The 18,656-nt window shown below is 67.2% G+C and carries 13 protein-coding genes; 6 read left to right on the top strand and 7 right to left on the bottom strand.

From position 1 onward, the window contains the following. Window positions 1-11 precede the first annotated feature (11 nt). From ACUZUJ_RS09325 to ACUZUJ_RS09315, 3 genes are read right to left on the bottom strand one after another with little or no spacing between them, the layout of a single operon-like run. A complete protein-coding gene (locus ACUZUJ_RS09325) occupies window positions 12-3,095 on the bottom strand; it encodes an efflux RND transporter permease subunit (protein WP_458220903.1) in 3,084 nt (1,027 codons plus the stop codon). Further along, the gene (locus tag ACUZUJ_RS09320; RefSeq protein ID WP_458220902.1) at window positions 3,092-6,613 is read right to left on the bottom strand and encodes an efflux RND transporter permease subunit; all 3,522 of its coding nucleotides are present in this window, start codon (window positions 6,611-6,613) and stop codon (window positions 3,092-3,094) included. The genes ACUZUJ_RS09325 and ACUZUJ_RS09320 overlap by 4 nt, the downstream gene beginning before the upstream one ends. Then, window positions 6,610-7,755, bottom strand: a complete 1,146-nt coding sequence (locus tag ACUZUJ_RS09315) for an efflux RND transporter periplasmic adaptor subunit (protein ID WP_014036886.1) — start codon at window positions 7,753-7,755, stop codon at window positions 6,610-6,612. Before ACUZUJ_RS09315 ends, ACUZUJ_RS09320 begins: the two co-directional genes overlap by 4 nt. A gap of 205 nt (window positions 7,756-7,960) precedes the next feature. Here ACUZUJ_RS09315 and ACUZUJ_RS09310 point away from each other — a divergent pair, with 205 nt between their 5' ends. Both ACUZUJ_RS09310 and ACUZUJ_RS09305 read left to right on the top strand, forming a co-directional pair. Beyond that, on the top strand, window positions 7,961-8,350 hold the full coding sequence (locus tag ACUZUJ_RS09310; RefSeq protein WP_049442797.1) for a c-type cytochrome: 390 nt from the start codon (window positions 7,961-7,963) through the stop codon (window positions 8,348-8,350). Between the two features lie 9 nt (window positions 8,351-8,359). Next, a complete protein-coding gene (locus ACUZUJ_RS09305; RefSeq protein ID WP_005416218.1) occupies window positions 8,360-8,821 on the top strand; it encodes a c-type cytochrome in 462 nt (153 codons plus the stop codon). Window positions 8,822-9,177: 356 nt separating this feature from the next. On the opposite strand, the gene ACUZUJ_RS09300 is transcribed toward ACUZUJ_RS09305, so the two are convergent. Continuing rightward, entirely contained in the window at window positions 9,178-11,058 is a 1,881-nt protein-coding gene (locus ACUZUJ_RS09300) for an ATP-binding cassette domain-containing protein (protein WP_101765312.1), read from the bottom strand. 224 nt (window positions 11,059-11,282) lie between these two features. Further along, the gene (locus ACUZUJ_RS09295) at window positions 11,283-12,158 is read right to left on the bottom strand and encodes a LysR substrate-binding domain-containing protein (protein ID WP_049442799.1); all 876 of its coding nucleotides are present in this window, start codon (window positions 12,156-12,158) and stop codon (window positions 11,283-11,285) included. A gap of 102 nt (window positions 12,159-12,260) precedes the next feature. Between ACUZUJ_RS09295 and ACUZUJ_RS09290 the strand changes: the two genes are divergently transcribed. The 4 genes from ACUZUJ_RS09290 to dbpA all read left to right on the top strand — a co-directional run bounded on the left by ACUZUJ_RS09290 (window position 12,261) and on the right by dbpA (window position 15,757). After that, entirely contained in the window at window positions 12,261-13,340 is a 1,080-nt protein-coding gene (locus ACUZUJ_RS09290) for a YeiH family protein (protein ID WP_049442800.1), read from the top strand. A gap of 14 nt (window positions 13,341-13,354) precedes the next feature. Beyond that, window positions 13,355-13,957, top strand: a complete 603-nt coding sequence (locus ACUZUJ_RS09285; protein WP_147416513.1) for a CbrC family protein — start codon at window positions 13,355-13,357, stop codon at window positions 13,955-13,957. Between the two features lie 44 nt (window positions 13,958-14,001). After that, window positions 14,002-14,274: a hypothetical protein gene (locus tag ACUZUJ_RS09280; RefSeq protein WP_014036880.1), complete on the top strand. Its 273-nt coding sequence runs from the start codon at window positions 14,002-14,004 to the stop codon at window positions 14,272-14,274. 106 nt (window positions 14,275-14,380) lie between these two features. Further along, the gene (gene dbpA / locus ACUZUJ_RS09275; protein WP_049461879.1) at window positions 14,381-15,757 is read left to right on the top strand and encodes an ATP-dependent RNA helicase DbpA; all 1,377 of its coding nucleotides are present in this window, start codon (window positions 14,381-14,383) and stop codon (window positions 15,755-15,757) included. Window positions 15,758-15,931: 174 nt separating this feature from the next. On the opposite strand, the gene ACUZUJ_RS09270 is transcribed toward dbpA, so the two are convergent. Then, entirely contained in the window at window positions 15,932-16,468 is a 537-nt protein-coding gene (locus tag ACUZUJ_RS09270) for an adenine phosphoribosyltransferase (RefSeq protein ID WP_014036878.1), read from the bottom strand. 590 nt (window positions 16,469-17,058) lie between these two features. Further along, on the bottom strand, window positions 17,059-18,624 hold the full coding sequence (locus ACUZUJ_RS09265) for a protein adenylyltransferase SelO (RefSeq protein WP_458220567.1): 1,566 nt from the start codon (window positions 18,622-18,624) through the stop codon (window positions 17,059-17,061). Between the last annotated feature and the right edge of the window lie 32 nt (window positions 18,625-18,656).

Below are 18,656 nucleotides of genomic sequence, written 5' to 3'. Positions count from 1 at the left end.
GTTGTCGCGCATTACAGCCGGGCAGCGCCCGGCGCTACCATTTCCAGGCCGCGCGCACGGCGGATCAGCCGCGTCACGGCAGTGCGCAGGTCATCGAGCACCGCGTAGATCGTCGGCAGGAACAGCAGGCTGACCACCGTCGAGAACGCCAGGCCGCCGGCAATCGCACGCGCCATCGGCGAATACTCCGGGCCATTGCCGAACATCTGCGTATCGGTCAGCGAGATCGGGATCATCGCCAGGATTGCCGTGCCCATGGTCATCATGATCGGGCGCAGGCGTTCGCGTGAGCCTTCCACCAACGCCTGGGTGCGGCCCATGCCGCTGCGCCGCAGGTTGTTGATGTGCTCGATCATCACGATTCCGTTGTTCACCACCACGCCCATCAGCACCAGGATGCCGATGAAGGACATGATCCCGAACGAGGTACCGGTGATCCAGAACAGCCAGAACACGCCGAAGATCGAGAACAGCACGCCGCTCATGATCGCCGCCGGGAACAGCAGCGACTCGAACACCGCCGCCATCACCACGTAGATCATCACCAGCGCGATCAGCAGGTTGAACACCATCTGCTGCATGGCTTCGTCATCATTGCCGTAGTCGCCACCGTCGAAGGTGAAACCATAACCAGCCGGGAAGTTCATCGGCTTGAGCACGGCTTCGATCGCCTTGCGCCCGTCCGGTGCGGTGACCTTCTCGGCCAGGTTGGCCTTGATGGTCAGCGTGGTCTGGCGGTTGGTGCGTCCGATCTGGGTGGCCGACGAACCGACGTCCACGGTGACCAGACTCAGCAGCGGCACGCTGCGGCCATCGCCGGTGCGCACGCTGAAACCGGCCAGGTCTTCCGGGCTACTCTGCTCGGCGCCGGCGAAGCGCACCCACACCGGCACTTCATTGTCACCGCGGCGGAACTCGCGCATCGGTGCGCCGCGCAGCGCCAACCCGACGAAGCTGGCCACCTGCTCGGCGTTGAAGCCGAATGCCGCGGCGCGCTCGCGGTCGACACGCACCTTCAGCTCGCCGCCCTTCTCGCCGTTGTCGATGCGCACGTCGCGCAGTTCGGCACGCTGCGCCAGCAACGGCACCACTTCCTGGCCGATCTCCTGCAGCATCGAGCTGGAATCACCCACCAGCTGCACCTGCACGCCCTGGTTGCTGCCGCCGCCATCGCCGCCCTGGTTGCCGACGAAGTAATCGGTGCGGGCCGACTTCGGCAGGCCCTTGCGCAGTTCCTCCTGCAGCGCCTTGATGTCCTTGGCGTACTTTTTGTCCAGGGTGACGACCGTGGAGCTGCCTTCCTGCTCGCTGTACCAGGAGTACACCTGCTTCACGTGCAGGCGTTCGCGGTTCTGGTCGATCCAGTTCTCCACCCGCGCCACTTCCTCGGACATCTGGCGGTAGGTGTAGGCACCCTTCCACATGTAGCCGATGAAGATGTCCTTGCCACCCTCGCCACCGAACATGTCGATCTTGGTCAGCTTCATCGGCACCAGGCTGACCAGCACCACCAGCAGGATGCCGAACAGGCTCCAACCGCGGTGATGCAGCGACCAGTCCAGCAGCTGCGCGTAGCGCCGCTGCAGGCGCGCGATCAGGCCGGTCTGCGAGTGCACCAGCTTGGGCGTGGCCATGCGTGCGGACAGCATCGGGATCAGGCTGACCGCCACCAGCCACGAGGCCAGCAGCGAGACCGAGATGGTGATCGCGATCTGCGCCATGAAAATGCTGATGTTGTTGGTCTCGCCGAACAGGTTCGGCACGAACACGATGCAGTGGCACAGCGTACCGGCGCTGAGCGCGATGGCCACGTTGCGGGTGCCGATGATCGAGGCCAGCCGTGGCTGCCCCGGCATGCGCTCGCGCTCCTGGTAGATGCTCTCCACCACCACCACGGCATTGTCGACCAGCATGCCCACCGCCAGCAGCAGGCCCATCATGGTCAGGATGTTCAGTGTCACCCCGACGAAGTACATGAAGCCGAGGGTGATGGTGAAGCAGATCGGAATGGCCAGGGTCACCATCAGCGTCGACGGCCAATGGCGCAGGAAGAAGAACAGCACCGTGATCGACAGGATCAGGCCAACCGCGCCGGCCTCGGCCAGCTCCAGCAGCGAGGACGTCACCGCCTTGCCCTGGTTGTCGATCACCTTGATCTGCACGTCGCGCATGGACGGCTGCGCGCGGATCGCCTCGACTTCGGCCAGCGCCGCACGCGAGACGTCCACCAGGTTGGCACTGCGCTCCTTGAAGATATCCAGGCCCACCGCCGGGTTGCCGTCCAGGCGGCGCCCGTAGTTCATCCTCGCCGGCTTCAGGCGGACATCGGCGATATCGCCCAGGCGCAGGCCCTTGGCGTTGATCACCAGGTCGCGCATTTCCTGCAGGTCGGTGATCTCGCCCACCGGCTGCACGCGCACGCGCTGGCCGTTGTCGTCGATCTGCCCGGCCGAGATCGAGAAATTCAGCGTGCGCAGGCGCTCGCTCAGCTCGTTGATGCTCAACCCATGCGCGTTGAGCCGGTTCGGATCGATGGCGATCTCGACCTCGTTCGGCGGCGCACCGGTGATGTCGACCCTTGCCACACCCGGGATGCGCTCGATGCGCCGCTTGAACTCACGGTCGAGCATGTCATAGGCGGTGGTCAGGTCGGTGGTGCTGGCCAGGCGCACCTTCAACACGGGCTGGTCACTGCTGGACCACTTGAACACGTTGTAGCGCTGCAGGTCGTCGGGCAGGTCGCTGCGGATCGCGTCGATACGCTCGCGCGCGTCGGACGCGGCAATGGCGATGTCGCGGTCCCAGTCGCTGAACTCGATGTAGATCAGCGCCGCCTCGGAGGTGGCCGACGAGCGCATGCGCTTGATGCCGGTCATCGTCGCCAGCGATTCCTCGACCGGGCGGATGATGGTCCGTTCCACTTCTTCCGGGGTCGAGCCGGTGTACGGAATCTGCACGAACAGGAACGGCGCGGAGATGTCCGGCAGCGCCTCCAGCGGCAGCCGGAACGAAGCGATCAGGCCGATCACCACCAGCGACACGAAGCACATGATGGTGGTGACCGGGCGGCGGATGGAGAACTCGGCAACACTCATGCCGGTTCCTCCACACCCGCCGTGCCGCCCTCGTCGTCGTGCAGGCCCTCACCGGCGTGCTTGCGGCCGCGCTCACGGTAGTAGGCGTCGCCGCGACGATCCATCAGGTCGTACACCACCGGGATCACCAGCAGGGTCAGCAGCGTCGACACCAGCAGGCCACCGATCACGGTGATCGCCATCGGTGCACGCACCTCGGCGCCCTCGCCCATTGCCACCGCCAGCGGCAGGAAGCCGAACAGCGTGCACAGGGTGGTCATGATGATCGGCCGCAGGCGCGAGCGCGCACCTTCCACCAGTGCCTCGTGCTTGGCCACGCCGGCCTCGCGCAGCTGGTTGACCTTGTCGATCAGGATGATCGCGTTCTTGGTCACCAGGCCGACCAGCAGGATCAGGCCGATGAACACCACCACCGAGATGGGCTTGCCGGTCAGCATCAGCGCCAGGATCGCGCCGACCAGCGCCAGCGGGATGGTGAACAGGATCACGAACGGGTGCAGCAGCGATTCGAACTGCGAGGCCATCACCAGGTAGACCAGGAAGATCGCCAGGCCGAAGGCGAAGATCAGCGACTTCGCCGCCTGCGCCAGCTCTTCGCCCTGGCCGCCGATATGCAGGCCGACGCCCGCGCCCAGCGGCTGCTCGGCCACCATCTGCTGCACTTCACGCATGGCCGCGCCGAGGTCGATGTCGCGCAGGTTGGCCGACACCACCGCCACCCGGGTCTGGTCGGCCCGGTGGATCTCGCTGGGGCCAGTGGTGGCGACCACGTCGGCTACCGCGTCCAACGTGACCGGGCGGGTGCTGCCCGGGTTGACGATCAGCCGGCGGATGCTCTCCACGCTGGCGCGGTCGCCTTCCTGCGCACGCACCAGCACGTCGATCTTGCGGTCGCGGAAGCTGTAGCGGGTGGCGACGTCGCCGCGCACCTTCTTCACCACCACGTCGGCGATCTGGCGGGTGGTCAGGCCCAGCGCACCGGCACGCTCCTGGTCGAAGCGGATCTGGATTTCCGGGAAGCCCTCTTCCACCGTCGACTTCACGTCGGCGTAGTGGGCATTGCCGCGCAGCATCGCTGCCAGGCGCTGGCCGGCCACTTCCAGGGTGGCCATGTCCTGCCCGCGCAGCTCGATTTCCAGCGGCGTGGAGAAACTGAACAATGCCGGCCGCGCGAAGTCGACCTGGGCACCCGGGTGCTGGCTCATGGTACCGCGCAGGCGCTCGGTGATCGCCGCTTCCGTGTGCGCATTGCCGCCGCCTTCCATCACCACGGTCAGCTTGCCGATGTTCTCACCGCTTTCGGTCGGGCTGGCATCCAGCCGGGTGCCGCTGCCGCTTACGCCATACAGCGAGGCCACGCCTTCGCCCTTGCCGTGTGCCAGCTGCAGCTCGCGCACCAGCGCATCGGTCTGCTTGAGCGGCGTGCCGGCCGGCAGCTTCACCGTCATTTCGAAACGGTCCTGCGCCAGCTGCGGGATCAGGTCCGCACCAAGCATCGGCACCAGCGCCATGGTCGCTACGAAAATGATGGCGGCCACGCCCAGCACCTTGCCCGGATGCGCGAGCGCACTCGGCAGCAGGCGCAGGTAGCCACGCTCGGCGCCGGCATAGGGCTTCATCGCCAGGTCGCTGGCCTTGCGCATCACCGGGCCGATCACCGCGACCACGCCGCGCCACAGGCGCACCACCAGCCAGGCCAGCGCATAGAAGCTCCAGCGCACGCTGGCGACCACGCCACGGCGACCCAGCGCCACCGGCTTCTGCCAGCGCTTCTGCGGCTGCCACGCTGCGTTCGGCGCTTCTTCCGGGAACGCCAGCGGCGGCCGTCCCTTCAGCGAGCTCAACATCGGGATCAGGGTCATCGACACCAGCAGCGAGATCGCGATGGCGATCGCGACGGTCAGCGCCTGGTCGCGGAACAACTGCCCGGCGATGCCGTCGACGAACACCAGCGGCAGGAACACCGCGATGGTGGTCAGGGTCGAGGCGACCACGGCCATGCTCACTTCGCGGGTGCCGGCAATCGCCGCCTGCAGGATGCCCAGGCCACGCTCGCGGGCCTTGGCGATGCTCTCCAGCACCACGATCGAGTCATCCACGACCAGGCCGGTGGCCAATGCCAGGCCACCCAGCGACATCACGTTCAAGCTGAGGCCGAGCTGGCCCATGAAGAAGAACGTGGCGATGATCGAGACCGGCAACGACAGGCTGATCACGAACGTGCTCCAGCCATCGCGCAGGAACAGGAAGATGATCAGGATCGCCAGCAGGCCACCGATCACGGCATCCTTCTTGACGTCGGCGATGGCGTGCTCGATGAAGCGCGACTGGTCCTCGATGGTTGTCAGCTCGACGTCCGACGGGAACGTGCCCTTGATCTGCTCCAGGCGCTTGCGCAGCGCTTCGGCGGTGGACACGGTGTTGGCGTCGCCTTCCTTGTAGATGGCCAGCTCGACCGATTCCTTGCCGCCCAGGCGGATGATCGCTTCACGCTCCTTGTAGCCCTGGCGCACCGTGGCCACGTCCTTCAGGCGCACCGGCACGCCGTTGGCAACCACGCTGGAGCCACCACCGGACGATGCGCTCTGTGCCGCCGACGCCGCCGCGATGGCGGCCGCCGAACCGGTCGACGCGGCGATGTTGAACATCTGCTGCAGCGCCGAATCCGCCGCGCTGCCATTGGCGGCCTGGGTGGTCACCAGCAGGTTGCGGATTTCCTCCAGGTCGGCGAACTGATTGACGGTACGCACCAGGAAGCGCTGCGAACCCTCCTCCAGGCGGCCACCGGAAATATTGATGTTCTCGTCCTTCAGGCGCTTGATGACGGTGTCGATCGGCAGGTTCAGCTGGGCCAGCTTCTGCTGGTCGATGTCGACCTGGATCTCGTCCTCCAGGCCACCGCCGACCTTCACTGCTGCCACGCCAGTGACCGGCTCCAGTTTCTTCTTCAGGTCTTCATCGGCATAGCGGCGCAGGCCGGTCAGCTCGCGCACCGCATCGGCATCGCTGGTCGGCGCCGCCTTGTTCGACAACACCAGGCGCATGATCGGCTCGGTGGACGGATTGAAGCGCAGCAGCACCGGGGCCTTGGCCTCCAGCGGCAGGTTCAGCGCTTCCATCTTGTCGCGCACCTCCAGGCTGGCCTGGTCCATGTTGGTGCCCCAGGCGAATTCCAGCACCACATCGCTCTGGCCGGTGCGCGAGACCGACTTCAGCTTGCGCAGGTTCTTGACCACGCCAACCGCCTCTTCGACCGGCTGGGTGATCAGGGTTTCGATTTCAGTCGGCGCTGCACCGGTGTATTCGGTGCGCACGGTCAGCGTCGGATAGCTCAGGTCGGGCAGCAGGTTGACCTTGAGGTTGCCCAGCGCGATCAGGCCGAACAGCAGCAGCGTGACCGTGCACATGGCGATGGTCACGCGGCGGCGGGTGGCGAATTCCACCAGGCCGCCGCGCATGCTGGCGGCGGCGCCGTCGCTCGCCGGCGAGGCACCGTGGTCGTGGCCCGGCGCGGTCATTGCTTGCTCCCGGCCTTGTCTGCCGGCTTGGCGGCCGCAGCGACCGTCTTCGCCTTCGGGTCGGCAATCACCTGCACCGTGGTGCCGTCGCGCAGGGCGACCTTGCCGGCGGTGACCACCTGATCACCGGCCGCCAGGCCATCACGGATCTCCACCCACGGGCCCTCGGCGTAACCCAGCTTGACCGGAACGCGTGCGACCTTGCCTTCGCGCACGCGGAACACCGCCGGCTCACCGTCGTCGAGCAACGCCAGGCGCGGTACGACCAGCGCATCGGCACGCTGGTCGTAGTCGATGCGGATGCGACCGAACATGCCGGGCTGCAGCGCGTGTGCGGCGCCGTCGAAGGCGCTGACCACGCGAAACGTGCCGCTGCCCGAATCCACCACCGGCGCGATGCGATCGACGGTGCCGGTGAAACTCTGCCCCGGCAGCGCATCGGCCGCCAGCGTCACCGGCTGGCCGGCGCGCAGGGTGGCCAGCTCGCGCTCGGGTACGTTGAGGGTGGCTTCCAGCCGCGAGTTGTCGACGATGCGGAAGATCGGCGTGTTGATCTGCACGAAGTTGCCGGTCTTGATCGAGCGCGAAGCGATCACGCCGGAGATCGGCGCCACCACCGTGGTGTAGGACAGCTCCAGCGTGGCCAGGCGGTACTGCGCGCGGACGTTTTCCAGGTCGTAGCGCAGCTGGTCGACATCGGCGGCGCTGACCATCTGCTGGCCAACCAGCTTCTGTGCGCGCTGGTAGTTGTTTTCCAGCTTGCGCATCTGCGCTTCGCTCTGTGCCACGGCCAGGCGCGCGCGGTCCGGGTCCAACCGCACCAGCGGCTGGCCGGCGGTGACCCGCTGCCCTTCCTCGACCAGCACCGCCAGGGCTACGCCGGAGGTCTTGGCGACCACCTGCGACTCGGCGCGTGGCTCCAGCGCCGCAGTACCGGTGTAGCTGGCCGCGACGGCACGATGGCTGGCCACCGCGACTTCGACCGGGACGGCGTCGACCTTCTTCTCCTCCTTGGTCTCGGCAGCCTTGGCTTCGGAATTGGGCCCTGCGGCGCAACCGCCCAGCAGCAGGGAGGTGGAGATCAGCAGTGCGGCAGCGCAGATTCCGCTGCGACGGCCGGACAGGAAGGTTGGGTGCGACATCGTCAGATCCCTGGAGGATGCGTGGACAGGTGTGGTAGCAAAGTAATGCACCACTTCACGGCAACACCATATCCCAAAGGTCATGGTGTCTTCACGCCGCTGGTCGGCCCACCCCCATTTCAGCTAGATGAAACCTGAGGCTATACTCGGGGCGTTCCGTACCCCACGCCGGAACGACCAGACCCGAATCCCCGGAAACGACACCATGCGCCCGCAGCCGCTCGCCGCTTGTCTCGCTCTGGCCGTCCTCCTGCCCCTTGGGGCCGCCGCACAGCCCGCTCCTGCTCCTGCCACACCCTCCCCGGCCCCGGCTCCCGCCGCTGCGCCGGCGCCCGTCGCACCCACCGGCAACTTCGACAATGGCCGCGTGCTGGCCTACACCTGCCAGGGCTGCCACGGCATCACCGGCTACAAGAACGCCTACCCCAGTTACCGGGTGCCGAAGATCGGCGGCCAGACCCAGCAGTACCTGGCCCAGGCCCTGACCGAGTACCGCCAGGGCAAGCGCCGGCATCCGACGATGCAGGCGCAGTCGATGAGTTTCAGCGAACAGGAGATCGCCGATCTCTCTGTTTACCTGTCCACCGTCAAGTAAGGCCCGCCCATGTCGAAAGCCGCGCATCCGATGCGTCACGCCATCGCCCTGTCCGTTGCCCTGCTGCTGGCGGCCTGTTCACAGTCGCAGGTGGAAAACAGCGAGAAATCCGCCGCCGACCCGGGCCATGCCAGCGGCGAACACGGTTCTTCGTCCTCCGCTGGCCTGCCGGCAGGCCGCGAAGCCGCCGGTGAAGCCCGCGCCAAGGTGAAGGGCAAGGCCACCAACCAGAGCTGCATCGACTGCCACGGGGCCGACGGCAATGCGCCGATCGATCCGACCTATCCGAAACTGGGTGGCCAGTACGGCGATTATCTGGCGCATGCGCTGCAGGCCTACCGCGCCGGTGACCGCCAGCATGCGCTGATGACGCCGCAGGCGAAGGACCTGAGTGATCAGGACATCGCCGATCTGGCCGCGTATTTCGGCAGCCGGCCGAGCCAGCTGCGGGATCTGCACGGGGTCAAATGACCGCTCTGCGCGGATCATGACTGCTGCAATCTGATGCGTTCATGGGCGTTACTTTTCTTGATGACGCACATCCTTGTGCGTCACCCTGCGGGCCGGCTATGCCGTTCCACCCTGCTCCTGCAGTGCGGTGCGCGCAAAGAAAAGTAACCAAAAGAAACGCTCCGCCGCCCGCGAGCCGATGCTACGCACCGGTACCCTGCGCTCCTCGGCCCACCGAGGGACGCCGCGGGAACTCGCTGCGCTCAGACACCCGCGCCTCTTCGCCCTCGCCGGACCTGCGGTGCTCGGCTCGCTTCAAGGCGGAATCAGATCAAAAGCCACAGCCGCCCGCCGGGCGAGACGGCCGTGGCAGACGCTCAGCCTTCCAGTTCTTCCCAGCGCGCGTACGCGGCATCCAGCTCGGCCTGCACCTTGGCCAGCTGCTGGGTGTGCGCGGTCACTTCGGCACTGCTGCGGGTGTAGAACGACGGGTCGTTCATCGCCGAGGTCAGCCCTTCGACATCGCCTTCCAGCTTCTCGATGGTCTTCGGCAGCTGCTCCAGTTCGCGCGCTTCCTTGTAGGCCAGCTTGCGCTTGGGCGCAGCCGGAGCAGCGGCCGTGGCGGCCGGTGCAGCAGCCGCCGGCTTGGCTGCCGGGGCCGCGGCAGGCGCAGCCACGCTGGCTGCATAGCGCTGCCAGTCGCTGTAGCCACCGACGTACTCACCGATCACGCCGTCGCCTTCCATCACCAGCGTGGACGTCACCACGTTGTCGATGAAGTCACGGTCGTGGCTGACCAGCAGCAGGGTGCCGGTGTACTCGCCCAGCAGCTCTTCCAGCAGCTCCAGGGTTTCCACGTCGAGGTCGTTGGTCGGTTCGTCCATCACCAGCAGGTTGGACGGCTGCGCGAACAGCTTGGCCAGCAGCAGGCGGTTGCGCTCGCCGCCGGACAGGCGGGTGATCGGCGCGCGCGCGCGCTCGGGGGTGAACATGAAGTCCTGCAGGTAGGCATGCACGTGCTTGCGCTTGCCGTTGAACTCGAGGAAATCACGGCCTTCGGCGACGTTCTCGATCGCGCTCCAGTCTTCGCGCAGCACCGCGCGGTACTGATCGAAATACGCGATTTGCAGGTTGGTACCGGCGTTGACCTCACCCTTGGCCGGCTGCAGTTCGCCCAGCAGCAGCTTCAGCAGCGTGGTCTTGCCACTGCCGTTGGGACCGATCAGGCCGATGCGGTCGCCACGCAGGATGGTGGTAGTGAAATCGCGGACCATGGTGCGCTCGCCGAAGGCGAACGAAATGTCCTTGACGTCGATGACCTTCTTGCCGGAGCTGACGCCCTGCGCGGCTTCCATCTTGACGTTGCCGCTGAGGTCACGGCGCTGCGAACGTTCAGTGCGCATCGCCTTCAGGCGACGTACGCGGCCTTCGTCGCGGGTACGGCGCGCCTTGATGCCCTGGCGGATCCAGACTTCTTCCTGCGCCAGCAGCTTGTCGAAGCGGGCGTTTTCCTGCGCCTGCGCATTGAGGCGTTCCTCGCGGCGGCGCTCGTAGTTGGCCCAGTCGCCCGGCCAGCTGGTGACCTGGCCGCGGTCGATCTCGACGATGCGGGTGGCCAGTGCACGCAGGAAGCGACGGTCGTGGGTGACGAACACTACGCTGCCGCTCCAGCCCTTCAGGAACGCCTCGAGCCAGTCGATGGCCTCGATGTCCAGGTGGTTGGTCGGTTCGTCCAGCAGCAGCACGTCGGGGCTGGACACCAGCGCACGGGCCAGCAGCACGCGGCGCTTCATGCCGCCGGACAGGCGGCCGAACTCGGCCTCGCCGTCGAGGTCGAGCTTGGTCAGGGTTTCGCTGACGCGCTGGTCCAGGCCCCAGCCGTTGGCGGCGTCGATCTTGGCCTGCACGTTGCCGAGCGCTTCGCCGTCGAAGACCTCGGCATGGCTGAGGTGGTGGAACTCGGCCAGCCACTGGCCCAGTTCGCCGAGGCCATCGGCGACGACGTCGAACACCGAGCCGGCGGCGCCGTGTGGCACTTCCTGCTCCAGGCGGGTGACGCGCACGCCCTGCTGCACGCGGACTTCGCCGTCATCGGGCTTGTGGTCGCCGGACAGCAGCTTGAGCAGGGTGGATTTGCCGGCGCCGTTGCGGCCGATCAGGGCGATGCGCTCGCCCGGCTCGATCGACAGTTCGGCCTTTTCCAGCAACAACGGGCCGCCGACGCTGAAGTCGACGTTCTGTAGGGTAATCAGAGGCATCCGGATATTGTACGGGTTGGGGGCGTCGGCCGGGTTGCACCCGGCACCCGCGGTAGTGCCGGCCGCTGGCCGGCAACCTCAACGGCAACGGCAGAAGCTGGTCTGTCGGAACGGCATTCTGCTCTGGTGGGTGTCGACCTTGGTCGACACGGTAGATCCACGCCATGCGTGGATGAGCGCTACAAGAAGGGTCGATGGAGGGAATCGACTGGGAATCTGATGGCTTACCCCACCTCCCCCAGCAACGCCTGCAACCCCGGCAGCCATTGCTTGCCGGGGTGGCGTACCAGCCACAGGGTGCGCTGCAGGGCGGGCAGCGGGGTCTCCAACACGCGCAGGCGGCCGAGGGCCAGGGGCTCTTCCAGCGCGTGGCGGGAGAGGCAGGCCAGGCCGAGGCCGGCGATGGCGGCCTGCTTGATCGCTTCGGTATTGCCCAGCTGCAGGGTCTGGGCGAAGCCGCGCAGGTGCGGCAACAGCGCCTGCTCCACGGCTTCGCGGGTGCCGGAGCCGGGCTCGCGCAGCAGCCAGCGGGCGCGGCGCAGTTCGTCCAGCGACCAGCGCGCGGCAGCGTCGGCGGCGCCGACGATCACCAGAGGATCCTGCTGCCAGGCGGTCACCTGCAGGCCACGTTCATGGCACGGGCCTTCGATCAGGCCGGCGTCGACGTCCAGGCGCTGCACGGCGGCAACCACGCCGGCACTGTTGTCGATGCGCAGGTCGACTTCGGCCTGCGGCGCCTGCCGCAGCAGATCGGCGATGCGCGGCGGCAACAGGTAGTTGCCGATGGTGGTACTGGCCGCCAGCACCAGCCGCAGCGGTGCACCCTGCGACGGGTCGCCGCCAGCGGCCAGCTGCCGCTCCAGGTCGGCAGCATTGACCAGCAACGTGCGCGCCGGTTCCAGCAGCGCGCGGCCGTGGCCGTTCAGGGCCAGGCGGCGACCGATGCGGTCGAACAACGGCGTGCCGAAGTGCGCTTCCAGCTCCTGCAGGGCGGCGCTGCTGGCCGACTGCGAAAGTGCGATGGCCTGACCGGCGGCAGTGGTGCTGCCGTGGTCGGCGATAGCGACGAAGACCTGCAACTGGCGCAAGGTCAGGCGCATGGCGCTTACCTTCTTGATGGGTAGGTTTCACCCATATTATTCGTTTTACAGGTCATCGTCCCAGGTGCACGCTTGCCCTATCACTCCAGCCCTACCCTTGCCATGAACGCCCCCGCTCTCTCCTCCTGGTCCCTGCCCGCCCTGCGCCAACGCTGGCAGCCGCGCCTGCCCGGCCTGCTGCTGGTGGGCCTGATCGCCGCGGCGTCGCTGTACCTGGCCGAGCTTCCCTGGCTTCAGGCGCACGGCCTGAGCGCGCTGACCGTGGCCATCGTCGCCGGCATCGTGGTCGGCAACACCTTCTACCCGCGGCTGGCACCGAGCAGCGCGGCCGGTGTCGGCTTCTCCAAGCACTGGCTGCTGCGCGCCGGCATCGTGCTGTACGGCCTGCGCCTGACCTTCCAGGACATCGGCCATGTCGGCGTCACAGGCGTGCTGATGGACGTATTGGTGGTCGCCAGCACCTTCGGCCTGGCCTGCTGGCTGGGCATGCGCGTGTTCAAGATGGAGCGCGAAGCGGCCATGCTGATCGGCGCCGGCAGTGCGATCTGCGGCGCGGCGGCGGTGATGGCCGCCGAACCGGTGGTGCGCGGCCGCGCTGCGCAGGTCACCGTCGCGGTCTCTACGGTAGTGGTGTTCGGCACGCTGGCGATGTTCCTGTACCCCGCCTTGTATGCGCTGGTGCAATCGCACGGCTGGCTGGCGATGGACGCGCAGCAGTACGGCCTGTTCACCGGTGCGACGGTGCATGAAGTGGCACAGGTGGTGGCGGCCGGCCGCGCGGTCAACGAAACGGCGGCCGATACCGCGGTGATCACCAAGATGGTGCGGGTGATGCTGCTGGCGCCGTTCCTGGTCGCGCTGTCGCTGTGGCTGGCGCGTGGCGGCAAGGCCAGTGCCGATGGCAGCAAGGCGCGCATCGTGGTGCCGTGGTTCGCGTTCGGTTTCGTGGCGGTGGCCGGGTTCAACTCGCTGCACCTGCTGCCGGCCGGCCTGCAGGCGGGGCTGGTGCAGCTGGATACCGTGCTGCTGGCGATGGCGATGGCCGCGCTGGGCCTGACCACCCACGTCTCGGCGCTGCGCCAGGCCGGGCTGAAGCCGCTGCTGCTGGCGCTGATCCTGTTCGCCTGGCTGCTGTTCGGTGGCCTGGCGATCCATCAGGGTGTGTTGGCGGTGCTTGGCTGATCGCCACTCCCCGCTTGCCGAATCCATCCGCAGATCGTAAAAGAACGCACCCTGCGCTGGTCGACACGGACGACATGACCATCCATCACCTTCCGAGCTTCCGTTACCATCCGGACCCGGTTGCGACGGGCAACGTGGCGCCCTCCACTACCACCTGCAGGGTCTGCCAGCAGGCGCGTGGGTATGTGTATCTGCACGATGCCATCCACGCAGGGCGCGTAGATTACTCAGAGCAGATCTGCCCTTGGTGCATTGCCGATGGCCGCGCCGCGTCGGCGTTGCATGTGGCGTTTGCCTGCCGCCTGGATATCGACGAAAGCGTCCCTGAAGCCGCGCTGGAAGAGCTGTCCCTGCGCACGCCGGGCTATGCCAGTTTCCAGGGGGAAACGTGGCTGGCACATTGCAGCGATGTCTGCCGATTCCTGGGCGACGCCACCCTGGAGCAGGTGACTCAGGCCTCGGCAGCGAGCATCGCGGCATGGTGCGCGATCAACGACGCCGACGAGGCGGCCTGGTGGGATCTGGCCAGCGACTACACGCCCGGTGCAGATATCGGCTTCTATATGTTCGAGTGCCTGCACTGTGGCCTGGTTCAGTTCCATGTTGACTCGGCCTGAACCTTCTCCTGCGCAGGCCCGACATGGGCCGCTAGACTTGAGGCATGCCCGCCTCCGCCGCCCTGCTGCAGATCCCCTTGCGCCTGCTGGATGACCGCTACGGGCCAGGCAATGTCGATGAAGCCGAAGACATGCTGATCGGGATCGTGCAGGCGGAGATGGGCGAGCAGGCAACCTGTTCGTTCGACTTCGACACGCGGCACGCCAACCCGTGGTTCCATCAGCTGCTGCTGGAACCACGGGTCGCCGGAAAACCGGCCACCCAGGAGCAGCTGCAGGCGATGGCCGTACGGCTGGTGGCCCTCGGGCTGCACTGAAGGATGGACAGTGTCATCCACGCATGGCGTGGATCTACTGGATCGCACGCCCTGAGCGGGTGAAAAAGGCCGAGGGGACCAGCCTTCCGGACGGGTACAATGCGCCATGACTGACTTCTCGACCCTGCCGCTGAGCCCGGCCCTGCAGCCCGGCCTGGATGCCCTCGGCTACACCACCCTCACCCCCGTGCAGGCGCAGAGCCTGCCGGCCATCCTCGATGGCCGCGATGTGATCGCACAGGCGCCGACCGGCAGCGGCAAGACCGCCGCCTTCGGCCTGGGCCTGCTGCAGGCCATCGACCCCAGCCTGATCCGCGTGCAGGCGCTGGTGCTGTGCCCGACCCGCGAACTGGCCGACCAGGTCGGCAAGCAGATCCGCAAGCTGGCCACCGGCATTCCCAACCTGAAGCTGCTGCTGCTGGTTGGCGGCGTGCCGCTGGGCCCGCAGCTGGCGTCGCTGGAAGGCCACGATCCGCATGTGGTGGTCGGCACGCCCGGCCGCGTGCAGGAACTGGCACGCAAGCGCGCGCTGAACCTGGGCGCGGTGCGCACGCTGGTGCTGGATGAGGCCGACCGCATGCTCGACATGGGCTTCGAAGAGCCGATCCGCGAGATCGCCGGCCGCACCCACAAGGATCGCCAGAGCCTGCTGTTCTCCGCCACCTTCCCCGACAGCATCCGCACCATGGCGCGTGACCTGCTGCGCGACGCAGTGGAAGTGACCGTGGAAGGTGCCGACCAGGCCCCTGCCATCCGCCACCTGTTCTGCGAGGTGGAACCGGCGCACCGCCAGAAGGCGCTGGCTGGCCTACTGCTGAAGTACACGCCGGAATCGGCAGTGGTGTTCTGCAACACCCGCAAGGACGTGGACGAAGTAGCCAACTCGCTGCAGCAGTTCGGCTTCTCGGCACTGGCCCTGCATGGCGACATGGAACAGCGCGACCGCGAGGAAGTGCTGTTGCTGCTGGCCAACCGCAGCTGCAACGTGCTGGTGGCCAGCGACGTGGCCGCACGCGGCCTGGACGTGGAAGAGCTGGCGGCGGTGATCAACTACGAGCTGCCGACCGACGTGGAGAGCTACCAGCACCGCGTCGGCCGTACCGGTCGTGCCGGTGCCAGTGGCCTGGCGATCAGCCTGGTGGCCGGCCGCGAGAAGACCCGCGCCGAAGCCATCGAAGCGCAGATGGGGCAGCCGCTGGACTGGCAGAAGACGCCGCTGGCGACCTCGCGCCCGGCCGAGCTGCCGCAGGCGGCGATGCGCACCCTGCGCATCGACGGCGGCAAGACCGACAAGCTGCGCCCGGGCGACATCCTCGGCGCACTGACCGGCGACGCCGGGCTGTCGAGCAAGTTCATCGGCAAGATCGCGATCTTCCCGACCCGCTCCTATGTGGCGATCGCGCGTGAGCAGGCCAACAAGGCCGTGGCGAAACTGGAAGCCGGCAAGATCAAGGGCCGTCGTTTCCGCGTGCGGATGATGTGATTGAAGCAGCGTTGCCAGCCACGGCTGGCAACGACCTGGCCTGGTAGCGGCCAACCTTGGCTGGCCCGTCCATGGCGTCGGTTGCGAAAGGCGATGCCAACCAAGGTTGGCAACCACCGGCTCCCGGCCATTCGCTCTGGTAGATGCCAACCTTGGTTGGCACCCGCCCTTCGATCAGAACACCAGTTCGGTATGCAGCGGCAGTTCCGCTTCCCAGCGGGCGCGGCCGCCGAGGCCGTCGAGCTCGACCAGCACGCCGGCACCGACCACCTCAACGCCCAGGCGGCGCACCAGCGACAGCGCAGCGACCAGCGTGCCGCCGGTGGCCAGCACGTCATCGATGATCGCGACGCGGGCACCGGCCGGCAGTGCATCGGCGTGCACTTCGATGCAGTCGCTGCGGTATTCCAGCGTGTATTCCTCGCGCAGCACCTGGCCCGGCAGCTTGCCCGGCTTGCGCACCGGTACGAAGCCGACGCCCAGCTCCAGTGCCATCGCGGCACCGAGGATGAAACCACGCGATTCGATGCCGACCACTGCGTCCAGCTTCTGGTCGCGCCATCGGTCGGCCATCGCGGTGATCGCGCCGCGGAAGTCCTCGCCGTGGGCGAGCAGCGGCATGATGTCCTTGAACAGGATGCCGGGCTTGGGGAAGTCGGCGATGTCGCGCAGGCGGGAGGCCCACTGCGGAGCGACGATGGCGTCGGTCATGTCACATTGGCTATCTGATGGCGGCATAGGGTACCTGTTCCGGGCGCCGCCTGCCTGATGGGGGTGTCGGCCGGGCTGCGCCCGGCACCTGCAGAGGCCACCGCGCAAGCAAAGGCGAAAGCAAAAGCCGCATTCCGAGGGATGGCGGGGTGGGTCCGGTTGCGGGGGACGCCGTAAATACATCCATGTAGGCTCGGTCGCCGCATCCATGCGGCTCACGCCCCCGCAACCGGACCCACCCCGCCTTCGACAGTTTTCTGCGATCTGTCGTAGATCCACGCCATGCGTGGATGGGTCTCTATCGAAATCAAATATTTCGAGAATTGAACGAAAAGCATCCACGCATGGCGTGGATCTACCGTGTCGACCAAGGTCGACACCCACCCACAGCAGCGGGAATCTGTCGGAGGTGGGGTGGTGTCGGAGTGCGGGGTGTCAGCCGCATGGATGCGGCTGCCAAGCCTACAGGGACGTACTTGCGGCGTCCCCGCACTCCGACACCGCCCCGCCAAACCACGGAATCCAGCTTTTGCTCTGGTCGTTGACCTGGCCTCTGCGGGTGCAGGGCGCAGCCCTGCCGAAACCCACCCTCAGGAGCTGCAGGACAGCATCGAGCAACCGGCCCGATTGTCCGCCCACGCCGGGCGCTTGCCGGCGAAGTGCTCCAGCCCGGCGCGCTCGGTGTACGGGTCGCGCAGCACGTCCTGCAGTGCGTGAACGCCATCGAGGTCGCCCTGCTCTGCACGATCGATGGCTTCCTGCGCCAGCCAGTTGCGCAACACATACAGCGGATTGGCCGCGGCCATCTTCACCTGGCGTTCGCTGGCCGACAGCGGATCGCGGCGCAGGCGCGCCGCGTAATCCAGCAGCCAGTGCTGCAACGGCGCCTGCACCGCCTGCTGGCGCGCCTGGTCGTAGTACACCGCGTCCAGCAGCGCCGCATCCGGTGCCGCCGGATCGATACGCATCAGCGCGCGCCAGGCCAGGGTCATGTCCATGGCACCGTCCTGCATCAGCTGCTGCCAGCGCAGGTAGAGCTGCAGGTCGTCATCGTCGGCCGCGGCCAGGCCCAGCTTGGCTGCGGCATCGCGGCGCGTGCAGGCCACGAAGGTGGACTGGTACGCCGCCAGGCCCGCCTGCAGCGGTGCGACATCGGCAAACAATGGCGACAACGCCTGCGCCAGTCGGCTCAGGTTCCAGTACGCCACCTGCGGCTGGGTACCGAAGCGGTAGCGACGACCTTGTGCGTCGGTGGTGTTCGGTGTCCAGTCCGGATCGAAGTCCTCGACCCAGCCATAGGGGCCGTAATCCAGCGTCAGGCCGAGCACGGACAGGTTGTCGGTGTTCATCACGCCATGCACGAAGCCGACGCGCATCCAGTGCGCGATCATCTCGGCGGTGCGCACCGCGACCTGCGCAAACCAGTCGCCGTACAGCGCCTCGCCCTGACCCTCCAGCTCGGGGAAATCACGGGCGATGCAGGTGTCCACCAGCTGTTGCAGCAGGGCGGTTTCACCGCGCGAGGCCGGCAGTTCAAACGAACCGAAACGCAGGAACGACGGCGAGACCCGGCACACGATGGCACCAGGCTCGGCACGCGGGTGGCCGTCATAGAACATGTCACGCACGACGTCCTCGCCGGTACCGACCAGCGACAACGCGCGGGTTGTTGGCACACCCAGGTGGTGCATCGCCTCGCTGCACAGGAATTCGCGGATCGACGAGCGCAGCACTGCGCGCCCATCGGCGCCGCGTGAATACGGCGTCGGTCCGGCCCCCTTCAGCTGCAGCTCCCAGTGGCGGCCATCCGGTGCGACCAGCTCGCCCAGCGAGATCGCGCGGCCGTCGCCGAGCTGCCCGGCCCAGTGGCCGAACTGATGGCCACCGTAGTTGGCGGCCCATGGCTGCATGCCTGCATACAGTGCGTTGCCACCGAATACACGCGCGAAACCTTCGCTCTCGACGTCAGCGGCATCGAAACCCAGCAGCGTGGCCACCTCCGGCGACCAGGCCAGCAGCGTGGGCGCCGCCACCGGGGTCGGCATCACCGGTGACCAGGCCGCGCCCAGCACGTCGCGGCGACGCGGGCCGGACTCGGGGTCGCCCGGGAGGGTATGCAGCAGGCGGTTGTCGAAACGGGGGCTGTCGGTATCCATGGTGCTGAAGATGGGGGCGACGGCCGCCCGCC

The sequence above is a fragment of the Stenotrophomonas sp. S4 genome, from assembly GCF_054187805.2.
This window is presented reverse-complemented; position numbering and strand designations above follow the sequence as displayed.

What these genes read in the sequence shown, in the direction of transcription:
- ACUZUJ_RS09325 (WP_458220903.1), bottom strand. Translation starts at nt 3,095, where the DNA reads ATGAGTGTTGCCGAGTTCTCCATCCGCCGCCCGGTCACCACCATCATG.
- ACUZUJ_RS09290 (WP_049442800.1), top strand. Translation starts at nt 12,261, where the DNA reads ATGAACGCCCCCGCTCTCTCCTCCTGGTCCCTGCCCGCCCTGCGCCAA.
- ACUZUJ_RS09305 (WP_005416218.1), top strand. Translation starts at nt 8,360, where the DNA reads ATGTCGAAAGCCGCGCATCCGATGCGTCACGCCATCGCCCTGTCCGTT.
- ACUZUJ_RS09265 (WP_458220567.1), bottom strand. Translation starts at nt 18,624, where the DNA reads ATGGATACCGACAGCCCCCGTTTCGACAACCGCCTGCTGCATACCCTC.
- ACUZUJ_RS09320 (WP_458220902.1), bottom strand. Translation starts at nt 6,613, where the DNA reads ATGACCGCGCCGGGCCACGACCACGGTGCCTCGCCGGCGAGCGACGGC.
- ACUZUJ_RS09315 (WP_014036886.1), bottom strand. Translation starts at nt 7,755, where the DNA reads ATGTCGCACCCAACCTTCCTGTCCGGCCGTCGCAGCGGAATCTGCGCT.
- ACUZUJ_RS09310 (WP_049442797.1), top strand. Translation starts at nt 7,961, where the DNA reads ATGCGCCCGCAGCCGCTCGCCGCTTGTCTCGCTCTGGCCGTCCTCCTG.
- dbpA (WP_049461879.1), top strand. Translation starts at nt 14,381, where the DNA reads ATGACTGACTTCTCGACCCTGCCGCTGAGCCCGGCCCTGCAGCCCGGC.
- ACUZUJ_RS09280 (WP_014036880.1), top strand. Translation starts at nt 14,002, where the DNA reads ATGCCCGCCTCCGCCGCCCTGCTGCAGATCCCCTTGCGCCTGCTGGAT.
- ACUZUJ_RS09295 (WP_049442799.1), bottom strand. Translation starts at nt 12,158, where the DNA reads ATGCGCCTGACCTTGCGCCAGTTGCAGGTCTTCGTCGCTATCGCCGAC.
- ACUZUJ_RS09270 (WP_014036878.1), bottom strand. Translation starts at nt 16,468, where the DNA reads ATGACCGACGCCATCGTCGCTCCGCAGTGGGCCTCCCGCCTGCGCGAC.
- ACUZUJ_RS09300 (WP_101765312.1), bottom strand. Translation starts at nt 11,058, where the DNA reads ATGCCTCTGATTACCCTACAGAACGTCGACTTCAGCGTCGGCGGCCCG.